Raw genomic sequence first — 16,559 nt, forward strand, 5'->3', positions numbered from 1 at the left:
CAATGGCTTATTTTCCTGCTAATTGGTAATACCATGAAAAATACCATGCTCAGAAAAGGCTTAACAATATTTTGAAAAATTGCCTACTGAGCGCTGCCGCACAGCTCCATAGGCCGCTTTCCTGGCTTTGCTTCCAGATGTATGCTATTCTGCTCCTGCAGCTAATGGATCACCGCAAACAGGTTACTCGCCTGGGGATTCCCTTTCGACCCGAGCATCCGTATGAGACTCATGCTCGATTATTATTATTATAGAAGCCCCCATGAATAAATCGCTCATCATTTTCGGCATCGTCAACATAACCTCGGACAGTTTCTCCGATGGAGGCCGGTATCTGGCGCCAGACGCAGCCATTGCGCAGGCGCGTAAGCTGATGGCCGAGGGGGCAGATGTGATCGACCTCGGTCCGGCATCCAGCAATCCCGACGCCGCGCCTGTTTCGTCCGACACAGAAATCGCGCGTATCGCGCCGGTGCTGGACGCGCTCAAGGCAGATGGCATTCCCGTCTCGCTCGACAGTTATCAACCCGCGACGCAAGCCTATGCCTTGTCGCGTGGTGTGGCCTATCTCAATGATATTCGCGGTTTTCCAGACGCTGCGTTCTATCCGCAATTGGCGAAATCATCTGCCAAACTCGTCGTTATGCATTCGGTGCAAGACGGGCAGGCAGATCGGCGCGAGGCACCCGCTGGCGACATCATGGATCACATTGCGGCGTTCTTTGACGCGCGCATCGCGGCGCTGACGGGTGCCGGTATCAAACGCAACCGCCTTGTCCTTGATCCCGGCATGGGGTTTTTTCTGGGGGCTGCTCCCGAAACCTCGCTCTCGGTGCTGGCGCGGTTCGATGAATTGCGGCTGCGCTTCGATTTGCCGGTGCTTCTGTCTGTTTCGCGCAAATCCTTTCTGCGCGCGCTCACAGGCCGTGGTCCGGGGGATGTCGGGGCCGCGACACTCGCTGCAGAGCTTGCCGCCGCCGCAGGTGGAGCTGACTTCATCCGCACACACGAGCCGCGCCCCTTGCGCGACGGGCTGGCGGTATTGGCGGCGCTGAAAGAAACCGCAAGAATTCGTTAACTGCACATTCGGGATATTTCTCTATATTCGCGCTTCATCAGAAAACTGAAGGAACCTCCATTGAATCGAACTAATATTTTTTTTGGTGAATCGCATTCTGACTGGTTGCCTGTCAGAGGCGGAGAATCTGGTGATTTTGTTTTTCGACGTGGTGACGGGCATGCCTTCGCGAAAATCGCACCTGCTTCCCGCCGCGGTGAGCTCGCTGGAGAGCGTGACCGCCTCATTTGGCTCAAAGGTCGAGGTGTGGCTTGCCCCGAGGTCATCAACTGGCAGGAGGAACAGGAGGGTGCATGCTTGGTGATAACGGCAATTCCGGGAGTACCGGCGGCTGATCTGTCTGGAGCGGATTTGCTCAAAGCGTGGCCGTCAATGGGGCAGCAACTTGGCGCTGTTCACAGCCTATCGGTTGATCAATGTCCGTTTGAGCGCAGGCTGTCGCGAATGTTCGGACGCGCCGTTGATGTGGTGTCCCGCAATGCCGTCAATCCCGACTTCTTACCGGACGAGGACAAGAGTACGCCGCAGCTCGATCTTTTGGCTCGTGTCGAACGAGAGCTACCGGTGCGGCTCGACCAAGAGCGCACCGATATGGTTGTTTGCCATGGTGATCCCTGCATGCCGAACTTCATGGTGGACCCTAAAACTCTTCAATGCACGGGTCTGATCGACCTTGGGCGGCTCGGAACAGCAGATCGCTATGCCGATTTGGCACTCATGATTGCTAACGCCGAAGAGAACTGGGCAGCGCCAGATGAAGCAGAGCGCGCCTTCGCTGTCCTATTCAATGTATTGGGGATCGAAGCCCCCGACCGCGAACGCCTTGCCTTCTATCTGCGATTGGACCCTCTGACTTGGGGTTGATGTTCATGCCGCCTGTTTTTCCTGCTCATTGGCACGTTTCGCAACCTGTTCTCATTGCGGACACCTTTTCCAGCCTCGTTTGGAAAGTTTCATTGCCAGACGGGACTCCTGCAATCGTCAAGGGATTGAAACCTATAGAAGACATTGCTGATGAACTGCGCGGGGCCGACTATCTGGTATGGCGCAATGGGAGGGGAGCAGTCCGGTTGCTCGGTCGTGAGAACAATCTGATGTTGCTCGAATATGCCGGGGAGCGAATGCTCTCTCACATCGTTGCCGAGCACGGCGACTACCAGGCGACCGAAATTGCAGCGGAACTAATGGCGAAGCTGTATGCCGCATCTGAGGAACCCCTGCCTTCTGCCCTTCTCCCGATCCGGGATCGCTTTGCAGCTTTGTTTCAGCGGGCGCGCGATGATCAAAACGCAGGTTGTCAAACTGACTACGTCCACGCGGCGATTATAGCCGATCAAATGATGAGCAATGCCTCGGAACTGCGTGGGCTACATGGCGATCTGCATCATGAAAACATCATGTTCTCCAGTCGCGGCTGGCTGGTGATAGATCCCGTCGGTCTGGTCGGTGAAGTGGGCTTTGGCGCCGCCAATATGTTCTACGATCCGGCTGACAGAGACGACCTTTGTCTCGATCCTAGACGCATTGCACAGATGGCGGACGCATTCTCTCGTGCGCTGGACGTCGATCCGCGTCGCCTGCTCGACCAGGCGTACGCTTATGGGTGCCTTTCCGCAGCTTGGAACGCGGATGGAGAAGAGGAGCAACGCGATCTAGCTATCGCGGCCGCGATCAAGCAGGTGCGACAGACGTCATACTAGATATCAAGCGACTTCTCCTATCCCCTGGGAACACATCAATCTCACCGGAGAATATCGCTGGCCAAAGCCTTAGCGTAGGATTCCGCCCCTTCCCGCAAACGACCCCAAACAGGAAACGCAGCTGAAACGGGAAGCTCAACACCCACTGACGCATGGGTTGTTCAGGCAGTACTTCATCAACCAGCAAGGCGGCACTTTCGGCCATCCGCCGCGCCCCACAGCTCGGGCAGAAACCGCGACGCTTACAGCTGAAAGCGACCAGGTGCTCGGCGTGGCAAGACTCGCAGCGAACCCGTAGAAAGCCATGCTCCAGCCGCCCGCATTGGAGAAATTCTTCAAATTCCCGTTGCACATAGCCCGGCAATTCCTTTCCCTGCTCTGCCATAAGCGCAGCGAATGCCGGGTAATACTCGTCAACGATCTGATAGAGAAGGGTTTGCTCGGGTCGGTGGCTCTGGTAACGACCAGTATCCCGATCCCGGCTGGCCGTCCTGGCCGCCACATGAGGCATGTTCCGCGTCCTTGCAATACTGTGTTTACATACAGTCTATCGCTTAGCGGAAAGTTCTTTTACCCTCAGCCGAAATGCCTGCCGTTGCTAGACATTGCCAGCCAGTGCCCGTCACTCCGCGGTCTTCACTGCGTGATCGAGTTGATCGACACCCGCCGTGACACGCTCCATGAAGTGCCTGCCTGCGTCTGTTAGCCGAACGCCCCGCGCATGGCGCTCAAATAGCAGGACACCAAGGTTATCCTCCAGCGCTTTCACACGCGCGCTGACGCTCGACTGGCTGATACCAAGTGCCTTGGCCGCATGCCGAAAATTCAGATGCTCGGCGACGGCGATGAACTGAACAAGGGAAATGAGCGGTATCCTGCCAGACAGGATACCGACATTCACGAGGTTTCGATGGTTAGTGCGCCGCATCGGAGCGGGCCTGCTACCAGTCGTCGGTTAGACGACTGGCGACTTCTCGGTGGCAGCCCCACGGAGCCGAAGGAGCACCAGCCCCAACGAAACCAGTACCGCCATCGCCGTGGCGTAACAGATCACGGGCCACGCTGTGTCACCGTTTAAAAGTGCCACCGCCAATGTCCCGACAATGCTGACTATCAGGCTTTGAACGCAGAAGTAGAACGCGACCGCTGATCCCGCGATGTCGTCGAACTCTGCCAAAGCGCCGTTCGCGGTAACGGACACCGTGAAGACAATACCGACCGCGACAACCCACATCGGTAGGATGAAGGTGAGGAATGACGGCGAGCCGTAAAGTTCGCCGATCCCCAACAGGACCGCTCCGCAAACAAGCAACGCCATCCCACGCGCCACGCATCCTGCGATGCCCCATCTGGCGACAAAGGACTTCGCGAAACGGGTTGTCACGATCATTACAAGCGCGACAGTGGCGAAGGCAAAGCTGAATCCGATCTCGGAATATTCCGCTTGGCCTATGAGCACACGGGGAGCCGTCGAGAAGAAGACGAAGTAGGTGCCCATACCGGCGCTAAAGCCGACAGTGTAAACCCAAAAAGCCGGACTCGCGAAGATCGGCAAGACAGATCGGCGCGTCTTGACTTGATCCAGAGGGCGGGTTTCGTGCCACCTGAAACCCGCATTTAGGAGTGCGAGCATCGCCAGTATAGCCAAAGTAATGAATATCGCCTGCCATCCCAAGAACTCGCCGATCAATACTCCGGCGATAGGGCCGAGCGCAGGCACGAACGCCAGCATCGAACTGAAAAGGCCGTAGATGACGACACCCTCAGGACGGTTGGCATAAACGTCGCGAACCGTCGCGAACGTCGCCACCAGCATGGCCGACGCGCCCACTGCTTGAAGTAGACGGAAAGCGACAAAGGCCGGTGCAGTTGAAGACCAAGCTGCTCCCAGAGACGCAATGACGAAAGCCGTTGCGCCCGCAAGTAGAATTGGCCGTCGCCCGATTCTGTCTGAGAGCGGACCAAAAATCACCTGGCCCACGCCGAGCATCACCATATAGAGGCTCAACGTGAGTTGGATCATAGCGGGCGTCGTGTTCAGGATGCCGGGCATCGCTGGAACGACAGGGAGATAAATATCCATCGCCAGTGAAGCGAGGATGTCGAAAGGAGCCATCAGCAGCAGTGCTGCCGGCAGCGTATAGGCCCACGCGGGGCGTGTGGTGGTCATGACGAATCAACCCTCGATTAAGATTAAGGAATACCGGGCGACGTCTGCTCGTCAGCAATCAGATGAGACTAGCCTTACAGAGCGCCGCAACAACAATACTGGTTGTTGCGGCTTACTTGTCTGCTGACTTGGAATTTCCCATCTGATTACTCCACGCTTACGAATATGAATTGCTACATTTTATCAGATTATCTTTTGCTTCGCAATGCGGCATGGGCGCACTCAGCGTTCCAGCCCCCTCTGCCGCCCTAACTGCCACGACACCGACCCGCCCTGCACGATGCCCATAACCTCGCGGCCGAGTTGGCGGTCGATGATCGGCCGCCACGGGACAAGGGTGAACTCATGGGATTTCTCGACCACGGCGAACTTGCCGCTCGATAGATGCACGGTTCCGGTAAACTTGCCGCTGACGCTCTCGCCGTCCGTGGCGGCGCGGAACGGCAGGCCCTTACTCAAAGCCATATCCGATCCGACGCCGGCTACCTCGCGCTCCCGCAGGATGGCGAGAAGGTTGCGCCGGTAGAAGACGCGGCTGTCCCGGCTGCGGGTGGCGTCGCCCTGTTCGATATGGTGCTCGCGGCGCTGGTCCATGGCTTCGCGGACTTGTTGCCCGAAGCCGGTTGGCGCAAGGTCGGCCGTCTCGCCGTGGATCAGCCGCCGGTCCAGCCAGGTCGCGCCGTCCGATCCGATCTGTTTGTTCAGATCGACCGGGGAAAGGACGCGAACGCTGGCCTGACTGTCTCGGCCGGCGTCATGGGCGGCGGCACGGCTGACCAGATCATCGGGGATGCGCCATTGGTCGGCGTCGATCCGCTCGACGATACCGGCCCGGCGTAGCGCCTCCAGCCGGCGCACATGGGCATCGACATAGCCCTCATAGTCGCCGCCTGGAACGCGGCACGTATAGGAAGAATAAACGCCCTTTTCACCCAAGTCCAACAGCTTTGGACCGCAGTTGACTCTTTCGACACCCCTGCGATGCAACCCAATCCGGCTGACGGGGAGCCAGCAACGCTGAAAATTTACCCTCCTCTTTCCCACTAGCGGCTCCTTTTCCGACAACCAGCACGGCGGATCCCTGCCGCGGCGCTGTGAACGCAGCATTTTGATTGGTATCGTTGGCCTTCAGGCTCGTCAGTCAAACAGACCCAGGAGCAGCTCAGCCGGTGGCGCCCGGCTTTCGGGTAACGCCCTGGTCCCGCTGGTTTCGGCTTTGTGCTTCAGGTGATCAAGGATCTGCTTGATCACTATAGGGTCTTCAATGCAGGCGATGACTTTCATGGCGCCGCCGCAGCCGCTGCAGGTCTCGATGTCGATATTGAAAACACGCTTGAGCCGTTGCGCCCATGTCATCGACGCTCGCCGTTGTGCTGGTGTTGCCGGTTCATCAGCCACCCTGACCTTGTTGCCCCTGCCCCGTTTTGCCGGCGTGACCAACGCCCGGTGCCGACTGTTGGGTGCGAACACCCCGTGGAAGCGGGTTAGGTTGACTCTGGGCTTCGGTACCAGGGCGGCCAGCCTTGCAATGAAATCCAATGGTTCGAAAATGACGTGCGTGGTGCCGTCCCGGTACGGCGTCTTGAGCTGGTAGCGCACGTTGCCGCCTCGTGTTAACGACAGCCGCTTCTCGGATACCGCCGGGCGGCTGATGTACCGGCACAGCCGTTCGAGCTTCTTGCGTTCATCGGCCCTGGCCGCCACGCCGGCGTGCAGGCTGGACCCGGCTACCTTGCCAATCCCGTCACCGAACGGATCACCACTGGTCGGCAGAGTTTGCAAAGTGAACACCTTTCGCCCCGCCTGTGAACCGACAGCGATACGGTAAGTGATCGAGTGCCCCAGCAGGGGTGTCATCGGGTCGTCATCCACCGCATCCGAGGCCAGATAGCTGTTTTCGACATCCCGTTCCAGCAGGCCTTGCCGTTCCAGATAGCGACCCACCCGGTGGGCGATGGTGTGCGTCAGCTGGGTGAGCTCTGGGCTGGTCGGCGCCTTGACCCAGCGGAAACGCGCTGAGCCGTGGGATTGCTCGACATACACACCGTCGAGAAACAGCATGTGGAAGTGAACATTCAGATTGAGCGCCGATCCAAAACGCTGGATCAGGGTGACCGCGCCCGTCTTGGCCACTTGGTGGGTATGGCCCGCTTTCTTGACCAGGTGCGTGGCAATGACGCGGTAAACGATGCCCAGCACCCACCCCATGATCTCGGGCCGGCTGGCAAACAGGAAACGCAGCTGAAACGGGAAGCTCAACACCCACTGACGCATGGGTTGTTCAGGCAGTACTTCATCAACCAGCAAGGCGGCACTTTCGGCCATCCGCCGCGCCCCACAGCTCGGGCAGAAACCGCGACGCTTACAGCTGAAAGCGACCAGGTGCTCGGCGTGGCAAGACTCGCAGCGAACCCGTAGAAAGCCATGCTCCAGCCGCCCGCATTGGAGAAATTCTTCAAATTCCCGTTGCACATAGCCCGGCAATTCCTTTCCCTGCTCTGCCATAAGCGCAGCGAATGCCGGGTAATACTCGTCAACGATCTGATAGAGAAGGGTTTGCTCGGGTCGGTGGCTCTGGTAACGACCAGTATCCCGATCCCGGCTGGCCGTCCTGGCCGCCACATGAGGCATGTTCCGCGTCCTTGCAATACTGTGTTTACATACAGTCTATCGCTTAGCGGAAAGTTCTTTTACCCTCAGCCGAAATGCCTGCCGTTGCTAGACATTGCCAGCCAGTGCCCGTCACTCCCTGTCGTCTGGGCGTTCCTCTGGGCTAAACATCGACATGATCCGGCGCTTAATATCGCCGTCCTTGTTGACCAGCGTCTTGGTCACGAAGGCCGCGTATTCTTTGGCGTTGTCGTACCCTTTCCAGACCTCGTGGGGGTCAAGAGCGTAGGCGCAAACCCGCCCAGCGACTGGGATTCTGACCAAGGCGCGTTCTGTCTCAAGGTGGGGTTCTAGGGATTTTCCCCTCTAAAAAGACATAATCCTCTGTAGACCACACCAATAAATGGCTGCGGAGGTGGTTTACTTTCAGCTTGGAGCCTAATCATCCACTATCGGCCTTGTTATTTCGCCAATATTGGGCAATTTCCCAGTATTAGTGAAGTTATACGTTCCGCTTAAGTTGATATTTTGCCACGCAACGGGCGAAACAGCACGAGTGATACCCGCTTTCTCTTCATCTCCTCTCGCTTCAAAGTGTCCCAGAAGATGACTCAGTATCGCGGAGTTGAAGTAGATGATCGCGTTGGCAAGCAATCTTGCGCATTCATTCCAGATAGCGATTTCAGACTCGTTTTTGCCACGGAACTGATCACCATTCACCGACGCAATGGCTCGTCTAAGGAAGTGCCATGCTTCTCCCCGGTTCAGGGCACGTTGCACATACTGCCGCAAACTGGCATCGTCGATGTAGTCAAGTAAATATTGCGCTTTAACCAGTCGATTATACTCCGTCAGAGCCTGTAATATTGGGTGTCCAGAAGGGTAACCAGACAACTTTCTTACCAGCATTGCTTGTGTCGTCCGCTTTGTCTGAAGTGACAGAACAATACGCCTGATATCTTGCCATCCCGTTGTAATAACATTCGTTCTGATAGGCTTCTTTAGCGCCAGTATGGTGCTGCCTTGTTCACTTTCAGTCACATCAAACAGATCATTGATGACACTACTGAACTGCGCGTATCGCGGTGCAAAACTGTAACCGCATAGATCCAGTAAGGCGAAGTTAACATGATTGACACCGTGTGTATCTGTCGAGAGTACGTCAGGTTTGATTTCACTGCTGTTGGATTGTAACAGGTCATAAATATAGTGTGATTCGTGCTCGTTGGAACCGATGATCCGAGCATTGAGGGCGCTGTGGTTGGCCACCAGTGTCATGGCCGTGATCCCTTTGTTGGTGCCGAAATACTTAGAGGAGTACCGGGTTTTAAAGGTTTCCAGATGGGTTTCGAATTTCTGACCATCCGCACTGGCATGCAGCTGGTCCTCCTGAATATGGTAGTGGCGGAAGATGGGTAGCGCTGCAACCGCATTATTGATCACGTCGCTGGCGTCATGCAGCGTTTCAGGCCGGATATAGTTGGCCTGCACCGTACTCAGGTGTTCATAGCTTCGATCGGAGATCTGCGCCATGCCATACACACCACGGTGAGTGGCGTTGGCAATCAGAATGGCCAGTAAATCATCCTGATGAGTGAACCCTTGTTTTTGTATCGGAAGTACATGAGTCAGACATTTCATGAACCCGGTTTCGCGCTCTACATACCGCAGTACATCCGCGATACCGACCGGTTGCATTCGCTTAAAAAAGGGATTGTTGACCAGAGATGTAGCGCTTTTGGTCGGCAGACGCCAGCGGGTACCGGTACGATTTTTCATGATCACATTTCGATTGTCTCCCTCATCAATATGGAGAGCAACGTCTTTGAGTGCACTTTCCAGCCGGTGTTGTTTCTCCTGTAACAATAACTCTGCGGGCTGTTTTAGTCTGTCCAGTGTTGATGAGGCCAGCAAGGTATCCTGCGATGTCTGGGGGATCAGGTCGTCTTCCAGTGCGCGGTATTTGGTAACATTTGGCAAATAAATGCGTCCATTCAGTCGTGAGGTTAACTGCCGGTAGAGCAGCCATTCGTAACGTTGCGGGTTAACGTTATCCTGTTTAACCAACCATGGGAGGTGCTTTTTCGGGATGAGCGACGTATCCATCGTCTTCAGTGGTCCACCGAATGCGATTTCCGTCTGCATCTGTTGAAGTTGGGCGACGACGGCTTCTGAGCCTTTACCGGCCTCACATTCAAGGCACAAGAACACCTGCCTTAACAGTTGCTCCAGGAGATTGCATTGTTCATCGTAATGTTGCCACTGGTACTCTTCCACGGTCCGTTTCTGTTTTTTCAGGTAAAGGCAGAGGGTCTGGATATCCCTGTCATTCATGACCTTCAATGCCTGTTGTCTGACTACTGAGAAGGGTTGATTATCATCAATGTTCTCATCCACAAACAGATGCAGTAACTCTGCCGCTTTCGTGACATTGTCCGCGGCTGACTGCCAGGACAGGAACACTGCTTGTTGTGCAAAGGTGTTGGCAGCTTCTTGTTGCTTGCGGATATGGTAAATGAACCCATCAGTTAACCGTTCCAGTGCCAGTTGTATCCGCTCTGTCAGGTGACATAGCAACCATAGATGCTGCTGTGCGCGTTTGAATCGTTTGAGTTTACTACCGTAATAGTTGATGAGCTCACCGAAGTGTTGTCGATTTTTAAGAGACAGATTAAGCCCATCGATAACGCCATTGATTTGCGTGCGCCATGGCGCTAACTGATGATAAAGGGCAAGCTCTTTTTTAAGTTCAGGTACGGTCAGACTTTTTGCACCGCCTCTGAGCTGGTTCAGGCTTAGTCCGTCATCAATGGCTGTTATGCTGTCCAGAAAGACGTGAAGTTCAGGACTGGTGAGTTGATTAAGTTGGTGCGCCAGGTCTTTTCTGACCTGCTGCATCGCTCTGCTTATCAGTCTCTGGAGTACGGTGTACCTAGGGATAGCAATGCTGTGACTGGTTAGGAATTCAATAGCAGTATCAAAGAGGTAACGCGGCTCCAGCCAGGCATTGCCCACCTGAACAAGGTGGTCGAAAAGAGAATTGAAGTGCTGACTTTCGTCCCATTTGTGATAACCAGCAAGGTCTAATACTTTTGCGTAGAGTCGATCTTTTTGTTTTTGTGAGGGAGTGAATGGTCTGAGCCCCTTGCCGCCAAGCAGCTCTTTACTGATGAACATTAAATCCTTAGAAACCTGCGAGTAAGCGATATCTAGGATGACGGGCTTTGATTTGAAGTATCCCAAAATCGCGACAAAGTAACATCTATGAGCTCTGAGACGAATTGACCGAAAAACTGCCAATTCCGCATCGTTCAGAGAAAAGTACAGACGTTGTTCTTCGATTGAAAAAATGGGTGGGGAATAAAGATCTGCCTGTTCTGCTCTCGTGAGAATAGTAATTTCGTTTTTGATGGCCATATCAGGGCTGTTCCGTATTAAATGTACGATATTTACCTAATTTGCCACACTTATAAGTAGTAACCCACCTCCGCAGCCATTTATTGGTGTGGTCTACCTGAGGATTAAGTCTTTTTAGAGGGGAAAATCCCTAGAACCCCATTGTGATACTTGGTAATCATTCCCCCCACGAAATTTATTGCCATTAACTGAAGTAATAGCACGTTTTAACTGATGGTATGCTTCACCTCTGTTCAAGGCTTGCTGGACGTAATGACGCAACGTTGAATTATCAACATACTCCAAAACATAAATAGATTTAATTAAACGGTCGTACTCATGCAATGCTGACAATCTTCGGCTCTTGCCGTTACTCAACTTTCTAATGATTGTGCTTTGAGTGGTGGTTTTACGACTCAATGAACAAACAATATGCTGAATATTGTCCCATTCTTCAGCAATTAGCTTATGATTAATATCTTTCTTTAATTGAATACGGCCTCCGTTCTCTTCAGTCACTTCAAATAGCTCAAAAAACACCTTTTTCATTTTCGCGTATCGAGGGGCGAATGTGTAACCAAAGAAATCTAATATAGCGAAGTTAACATTATTGGTACCATGCGTATCGGTCGATAAGGTATTAGGCTGTATATCTGAAGAGTTGTTATAGAGTAAGTCAAAAGCAAAGTGACCTTCATATTCGTTAGCGCCAATGACTTGCGTACTCACCGGAACATGACGTGGTCAACCAAAATTGACCAACCCAGTTAAGCTACTTTTTTCAATTTCTTCATGTCCGCCTCATATTGATTTGAAATTTCCATACTTTATCTAATTCATGTTTTTCTAAATTAGATAAAATGCAACTCAGAAATGTCCAGAAGTGAGTTGTGTGGTGTCGAGTGGAGATTGTACGATTAAGCCCCTAAGTAATTAGTCCGTCAGTCTCCCTCGGTAATCAAATTAGTACATCTTAGCGATCAAATTGGTAAAAAATTAGACATGTAGATGAATGCCCACCTTAAAAAATAGACAGCGGGTTGGGCTGGGTGATTTTTCTGGTGTTAGACGCCAGCAACCCATGCGGCAGAATGGTTGCTCACTTACTCGTCTATTTTTAGCGGGAATTCTTAGCCAACTGTACGCGCTGTATGCAGATTTAAGCAGTCGAGTGATGCGCACTTTGGAGGAGATGGCACCACGAGTAGAGGTTTACTCTATTGACGAAGCGTTTTTGGATTTAACCGGTATTGAGTCTGCCATATCTCTTGTCGAGTTCGGACAACAAGTGCGAGAGCGCATAGGCCACTGGATTGGGATCACCGTCTGTGTAGGCATTGCACCGACTAAAACACTCGCCAAACTGGCTAACCATGCCGCCAAAAAATATCCAGCTACTCAGGGGGTTGTAGACCTGACCAATCCAGATCGGCAACGTCGATTGCTCGCATTAGTCCCGGTTGATGATGTTTGGGGCGTTGGTAGACGGCTTTCTAAGCGTTTAAATGCGTTGGGTATCACCACAGCCTTAGATCTCGCCAATGCCTCTCCTAGAGCCATCAGAGACCAGTTTTCAGAGGTTTTAGAAAGAACCGTCAGAGAGCTCAATGGTGAGTCGTGCATTGAACTTGAAGAGATCCCGCCAACTAAGAAGCAAATCGTCTGTAGCCGTTCATTTGGCGTAAAAGTGACGCACTTTGAATTTTTAAGTGAAGCCGTATGCGAATACGCAACCCGCGCCACTGAGAAACTTCGCAAAGAACAGCAGCAAGCCAAAGTGCTGACCGTGTTCATACGTACCAGCCCCTTTAAGGACAACGAGCCGCAGTACAGCAACTCTGCATCGGGTGAATTGCTAATCCCCAGTTGCGACACGCGGGATTTTATCGAGCTGGCCAATCACTTACTCAAGCGGATATGGAAGGATGGTTTTCGTTATGCCAAAGCGGGCGTCATGCTGTCTGACTTTTACGATCCTGGCATGTTTCAACCAGGACTATTCGATGACGTATCGACCCGCTCTAATAGCCAGCAGCTAATGTCTGTATTGGACACCATTAACCAAAGCGGTGCCGGAAAGGTTTTCTTTGCTGGACAAGGACTCAAGAAAGATTGGTCGATGAAGCGAGAGCATTTGTCTCCCGCTTATACAACACGCTGGGACCAGTTACCGCGAGTGAAGTAGCGCAGTTGACTCAATACGCATTCACTCTGCGACGCAGCATGTTGAGCTTATCAACCTGGCGTCGAATATCACTGAAGAATTCCTCTTTCTCCATGGCCAGCGCTAGCTCCCATTCTTTGGCCAAACCTTGGCAGTCTAAAAATGCGTATCTCAGCTTCGTCTTTGAGATACGCAGCCCCTTGCTAAAGACCACGCGTTTGCCTCGTTGACCGTGAAAACTGTTGATATACCACTCTATGCCAAAGCCATACTTAAAGTCTCTGATACGGACACCAAGCAGACCCCAGTCTTTAAAGGGCTCATTCTCTCGAACCTTGTAATGGGTAACCCAAAAGTCATCAACTTCAGCTCGTGCCAGCGCTTTTAGCCTGTCCGTTTCTTGCTGAAGTAAATCTGATACATCTGCTTTCCATTGTTCATTGACGATTTCTACCAAACCAATTTCCCCATCCAATTAACCCCTAAAGCCAAAACCACTATCCGTTTGGCTTTTGGATCGAAACGCCAAACGTAAAACTGCCGTCACAATCACTGTTTGGCGTCTCGATATAAATCGACTCGCTCAATCCCATACCCGACAAGGGATACAGGCTGATTTCACTTAAAAACACCTAAAAAGACGTATCGCCATGAAGATACAAACCGTTTGGCAAGTTCAGGCCAGAATGCAAACGACGTTTGGCGTCTCAATTTTTTTGGCTAGGTCACCAGCCGCCAAACAGAGCCTATTCTCATACTTTTGCAAAAATGCAATAGGCAGATAGATGAAAGGATTTGTCACCTTTCTGCCCACCGCCAGTGCACCGAATCCTGATAATGACATTTGAGTAAACCGCCAGAGCACTTGGAAATGCCCAAGCGTGAACAGCGCGGTTGATTGAAAACCGTTAGAGCACTTTGAGTGCACAGGAGATAAGTATGTTTGTACTAGGCGTAGATATCGGTTACTCAAACCTGAAGCTGGCAATTGGCCAATCAGGTAGTGAACCGAAAACCATTATTCTACCTGCGGGTGCCGGTCCAGCGGATCGTATGCCGGAGCGTATCGGTGGAGGCGATGATGAAACTTGTTTGTATGTCTCTGTCGATAATGAGCGCTGGGCCGCTGGTGTTCCTGCTGGACGCCTTCAAGGCTGGGAACGAGAGCTTCACCCGGAATATCCCACCACAAAAACCTATAAGGCACTTTTTCATGCCGCCTTGTTAATGGCTGAAACAGAATCCATCGATTTGGTTGTCACTGGATTACCGGTTTCCCAGTTTCATGAACCACAACGTAAGTCTGACCTTGTGCAGCGTTTAAAAGGTGTCCATCAAGTGACGCCTAAGCGCAGCATCACCGTTCATGACGTCAAAGTACTACCACAGCCTGCCGGTGCCTATATGGATCTGGTTCAAACGGGTGGTGATCTGGGCTTGATTGAAGAAGGTCGTGTCGTCGTCATTGATCCCGGCTTCTTTTCTGTTGATTGGGTTGCCCTTGAGGCCGGAGAAATTCGCTACAGCTCATCAGGAACCAGTCTTCAGGCAATGTCCGTGCTACTGGAAACCATCGATAAGCTGATTTCGGAAGATCATGGTGCCAAAGTCGGAATGGATCGACTTGAAAAAGCCATGAGAACCGGCGACTTACAGGTCCTGCTATTTGGAGAAAAAGTCGATATTTCACCTTATCTGAATGCTGCCATGAAAAAGGTAGCGCCTGTTGCTCTTACAGCCATGCGTCAATCCATGCGTGACGAAAGCATTAATGCGGACTTGGTATTGATCGCCGGAGGTGGAGCCTTGGCTTATAAGGAAGCGGCCAAGGAGATTTTTTCACGAAGCAAGATCATCGTGCCTGAGCAGTCTGTTTTGGCGAACGTCCGAGGCTTCTGGTTTTATGGGGCATGATCATGAGAGTTGTCGTCAACATTCCCCCAGGGAGCCACCCAGAACTACTCAAAGAATTGGAAAAGACGCCACCACGGGAACGCGCTGAGCGTCTGCGGATGCTGGCAACCTTTGGGTTAATTCAAATGAGCCAACCCAATCTATCCACGACATCTGTACCGGTGGATGGCCTTGCACCAGATGGTGAAGTTACTTCTATGAGTACAGCGCCAGAACCCAAAGCAGAAACACGTAAACAATCATTAAAATCAAAACTAGGGCTGGGCTTATAACATGGCGTTATCAGTTAGCTGGCTCGATGCCAGGTTAAATAAAGAAGCAAAAGAAACCGTAGTAAAAGCCGACCGAGATGGGCTAAGTGCTCGGGTATCGCCCAAGGGCAAAATTGTTTTTCAGTTTCGTTATCGGTTCGATGGCAAGCAACAGCGGGTAGACATAGGTACTTACCCCCTTATGAAGCTGGCTGAAGCCAGGAATGAGCTGGATAGGTTAAGGGCAGTACTTGATCAAGGCCGAAACCCCAAGCTTTACCTACAGCAGGAACGGGCTAAGTATTCTGCTAATCAAAGCTTCGAATCGATTTTTCGAGACTGGATAGACTCTGCCGGTAAGCAAGGGCTAAAGGAGAAAACGTGGCACTACCAAAAACGCAGCAGTGAAATATATTTGCTGCCCCGACTTGGCAAGTATCCATTAACTGACATCACTGAATTGTCCTTGCGAAACTGTCTTCGTGAGGTTTCGGAATCGTCTCCGTCAAACACAGAGCGCCTAGTGTCTGTACTGCATAAGTTCTATGACTGGCTGATTGATGAACAAATTTTGGAAATTAACGCTGCCGCTGGGATCACAGCAAAAAAGGTTGGCGGTAAAAAAGGAAAACGAACTCGGGTGCTAAATGACAACGAGATCAGGATACTTTGGCGCTATTTGCATGAGTCAAAAATCACTGAGAAGAATCGCATCTACATAAAACTGCTTCTCTTATTGGGAGGGCGCAAGGGCGAACTCATTCAAGCTGAAAAGCATCACTTTGACTTGCAATCTGCAATGTGGACAGTGCCCATAGAGATCCGCAAACAAGGTGAGAAAATTGGAGCGCCGATCATGCGGCCATTGATTAAGCCAGCTATTGAGCTGATTGAACTGGCGATGCAGATGAGCAAATCAACTTACTTGTTTCCCGCGAACGGACAAGAAGAGCTTGCCACAAATGGCTTTGATACCACTATTCCTAACAATGTGAAAATCTGGGCTCGCAGATCGCTTGGTATTGAGATGGAACACTGGTCTATGCATGATCTTCGCAGAACGATGCGAACGCGAATGTCTGCCATCACGACGCAAGAAGTTGCCGAGTTGATGATTGGCCACAGCAAAAAAGGGCTGGATGCTATCTACAACCAATATCAGTACCTGGACGAAATGCGTCATGCTTACGACGTTTGGTATCAACAACTAGAAACCATCATCGAGCCGACAGGCTTTCCATTCAACTGGCGTTTCGGACAATAAGGGGTAGCTGAA

The 16,559-nt window shown here is 52.1% G+C and carries 14 protein-coding genes and 2 pseudogenes; 7 read left to right on the forward strand and 9 right to left on the reverse strand.

Annotated elements, in window-relative coordinates; genetic code table 11:
- The first annotated feature begins 262 nt into the window (after window positions 1-262).
- Genes sul2 through GTH25_RS15260 form a run of 3 tightly spaced genes read left to right on the forward strand, consistent with a single transcriptional unit; the run spans window position 263 to window position 2,778 of the window.
- On the forward strand, window positions 263-1,078 hold the full coding sequence (sul2, locus tag GTH25_RS15250) for a sulfonamide-resistant dihydropteroate synthase Sul2 (protein WP_001043260.1): 816 nt from the start codon (window positions 263-265) through the stop codon (window positions 1,076-1,078).
- A 60-nt stretch (window positions 1,079-1,138) separates the two neighbouring features.
- The gene (aph(3'')-Ib, locus tag GTH25_RS15255; RefSeq protein WP_001082319.1) at window positions 1,139-1,942 is read left to right on the forward strand and encodes an aminoglycoside O-phosphotransferase APH(3'')-Ib; all 804 of its coding nucleotides are present in this window, start codon (window positions 1,139-1,141) and stop codon (window positions 1,940-1,942) included.
- Window positions 1,942-2,778 (forward strand): aminoglycoside O-phosphotransferase APH(6)-Id, encoded by an 837-nt coding sequence (locus tag GTH25_RS15260; RefSeq protein WP_000480968.1) that lies wholly within the window; start codon window positions 1,942-1,944, stop codon window positions 2,776-2,778. Before aph(3'')-Ib ends, GTH25_RS15260 begins: the two co-directional genes overlap by 1 nt.
- A 106-nt stretch (window positions 2,779-2,884) precedes the next feature.
- On the opposite strand, the pseudogene GTH25_RS15265 reads toward GTH25_RS15260, so the two are convergent.
- The 8 genes and pseudogenes from GTH25_RS15265 to GTH25_RS15295 all read right to left on the reverse strand — a co-directional run.
- Window positions 2,885-3,289, reverse strand: a pseudogene (locus GTH25_RS15265) (IS91 family transposase); the annotation flags it as partial.
- Between the two features lie 111 nt (window positions 3,290-3,400).
- Window positions 3,401-3,706, reverse strand: a complete 306-nt coding sequence (locus GTH25_RS15270) for a LysR family transcriptional regulator (protein ID WP_001255015.1) — start codon at window positions 3,704-3,706, stop codon at window positions 3,401-3,403.
- A 27-nt stretch (window positions 3,707-3,733) separates the two neighbouring features.
- Window positions 3,734-4,948 carry a chloramphenicol/florfenicol efflux MFS transporter FloR gene (gene floR / locus GTH25_RS15275; RefSeq protein ID WP_000214122.1) on the reverse strand — a complete coding sequence of 405 codons (1,215 nt, stop codon included), beginning with the start codon at window positions 4,946-4,948 and terminating at the stop codon, window positions 3,734-3,736.
- 222 nt (window positions 4,949-5,170) lie between these two features.
- Complete coding sequence (locus GTH25_RS19255; protein ID WP_001447541.1) at window positions 5,171-6,055, reverse strand: DUF3363 domain-containing protein; 885 nt, start codon at window positions 6,053-6,055, stop codon at window positions 5,171-5,173.
- Window positions 6,056-6,085: 30 nt separating this feature from the next.
- A complete protein-coding gene (locus GTH25_RS15285; protein ID WP_001120888.1) occupies window positions 6,086-7,579 on the reverse strand; it encodes an IS91-like element ISCR2 family transposase in 1,494 nt (497 codons plus the stop codon).
- A gap of 111 nt (window positions 7,580-7,690) precedes the next feature.
- Window positions 7,691-7,903, reverse strand: a pseudogene (locus GTH25_RS19295) (repA); the annotation flags it as partial.
- 93 nt (window positions 7,904-7,996) lie between these two features.
- Window positions 7,997-10,975, reverse strand: a complete 2,979-nt coding sequence (locus GTH25_RS15290; protein WP_000985631.1) for a Tn3 family transposase — start codon at window positions 10,973-10,975, stop codon at window positions 7,997-7,999.
- Between the two features lie 114 nt (window positions 10,976-11,089).
- A complete protein-coding gene (locus GTH25_RS15295) occupies window positions 11,090-11,683 on the reverse strand; it encodes a Tn3 family transposase (protein WP_000107352.1) in 594 nt (197 codons plus the stop codon).
- 283 nt (window positions 11,684-11,966) lie between these two features.
- Between GTH25_RS15295 and umuC the strand changes: the two genes are divergently transcribed.
- The gene (umuC, locus tag GTH25_RS15300) at window positions 11,967-13,139 is read left to right on the forward strand and encodes a translesion error-prone DNA polymerase V subunit UmuC (RefSeq protein ID WP_001142610.1); all 1,173 of its coding nucleotides are present in this window, start codon (window positions 11,967-11,969) and stop codon (window positions 13,137-13,139) included.
- A 10-nt stretch (window positions 13,140-13,149) separates the two neighbouring features.
- Here umuC and mobI read toward each other — a convergent pair whose 3' ends face one another.
- A complete protein-coding gene (gene mobI / locus GTH25_RS15305; RefSeq protein ID WP_000229427.1) occupies window positions 13,150-13,575 on the reverse strand; it encodes a conjugative transfer protein MobI(A/C) in 426 nt (141 codons plus the stop codon).
- A gap of 482 nt (window positions 13,576-14,057) precedes the next feature.
- Between mobI and GTH25_RS15310 the strand changes: the two genes are divergently transcribed.
- Genes GTH25_RS15310 through GTH25_RS15320 form a run of 3 tightly spaced genes read left to right on the forward strand, consistent with a single transcriptional unit; the run spans window position 14,058 to window position 16,547 of the window.
- A complete protein-coding gene (locus GTH25_RS15310) occupies window positions 14,058-15,032 on the forward strand; it encodes a ParM/StbA family protein (RefSeq protein ID WP_000497807.1) in 975 nt (324 codons plus the stop codon).
- A gap of 2 nt (window positions 15,033-15,034) precedes the next feature.
- A complete protein-coding gene (locus GTH25_RS15315) occupies window positions 15,035-15,304 on the forward strand; it encodes a hypothetical protein (protein ID WP_001995600.1) in 270 nt (89 codons plus the stop codon).
- Window position 15,305: 1 nt separating this feature from the next.
- Window positions 15,306-16,547 (forward strand): tyrosine-type recombinase/integrase, encoded by a 1,242-nt coding sequence (locus GTH25_RS15320; RefSeq protein ID WP_001218618.1) that lies wholly within the window; start codon window positions 15,306-15,308, stop codon window positions 16,545-16,547.
- Window positions 16,548-16,559 lie beyond the last annotated feature (12 nt).

This window comes from Proteus terrae subsp. cibarius (assembly GCF_011045835.1).
In the GTDB taxonomy this organism is placed as follows: Bacteria; Pseudomonadota; Gammaproteobacteria; order Enterobacterales; family Enterobacteriaceae; genus Proteus; species Proteus cibarius.

Bases quoted from the DNA above. Each gene is read 5' to 3' on its own strand.
- sul2 (WP_001043260.1), top strand. From the start codon at position 263: ATGAATAAATCGCTCATCATTTTCGGCATCGTCAACATAACCTCGGAC.
- GTH25_RS15260 (WP_000480968.1), top strand. From the start codon at position 1,942: ATGTTCATGCCGCCTGTTTTTCCTGCTCATTGGCACGTTTCGCAACCT.
- GTH25_RS15270 (WP_001255015.1), bottom strand. From the start codon at position 3,706: ATGCGGCGCACTAACCATCGAAACCTCGTGAATGTCGGTATCCTGTCT.
- floR (WP_000214122.1), bottom strand. From the start codon at position 4,948: ATGACCACCACACGCCCCGCGTGGGCCTATACGCTGCCGGCAGCACTG.
- GTH25_RS19255 (WP_001447541.1), bottom strand. From the start codon at position 6,055: ATGCTGCGTTCACAGCGCCGCGGCAGGGATCCGCCGTGCTGGTTGTCG.
- GTH25_RS15285 (WP_001120888.1), bottom strand. From the start codon at position 7,579: ATGCCTCATGTGGCGGCCAGGACGGCCAGCCGGGATCGGGATACTGGT.
- GTH25_RS15290 (WP_000985631.1), bottom strand. From the start codon at position 10,975: ATGGCCATCAAAAACGAAATTACTATTCTCACGAGAGCAGAACAGGCA.
- umuC (WP_001142610.1), top strand. From the start codon at position 11,967: ATGCCCACCTTAAAAAATAGACAGCGGGTTGGGCTGGGTGATTTTTCT.
- GTH25_RS15310 (WP_000497807.1), top strand. From the start codon at position 14,058: ATGTTTGTACTAGGCGTAGATATCGGTTACTCAAACCTGAAGCTGGCA.
- GTH25_RS15315 (WP_001995600.1), top strand. From the start codon at position 15,035: ATGAGAGTTGTCGTCAACATTCCCCCAGGGAGCCACCCAGAACTACTC.
- GTH25_RS15320 (WP_001218618.1), top strand. From the start codon at position 15,306: ATGGCGTTATCAGTTAGCTGGCTCGATGCCAGGTTAAATAAAGAAGCA.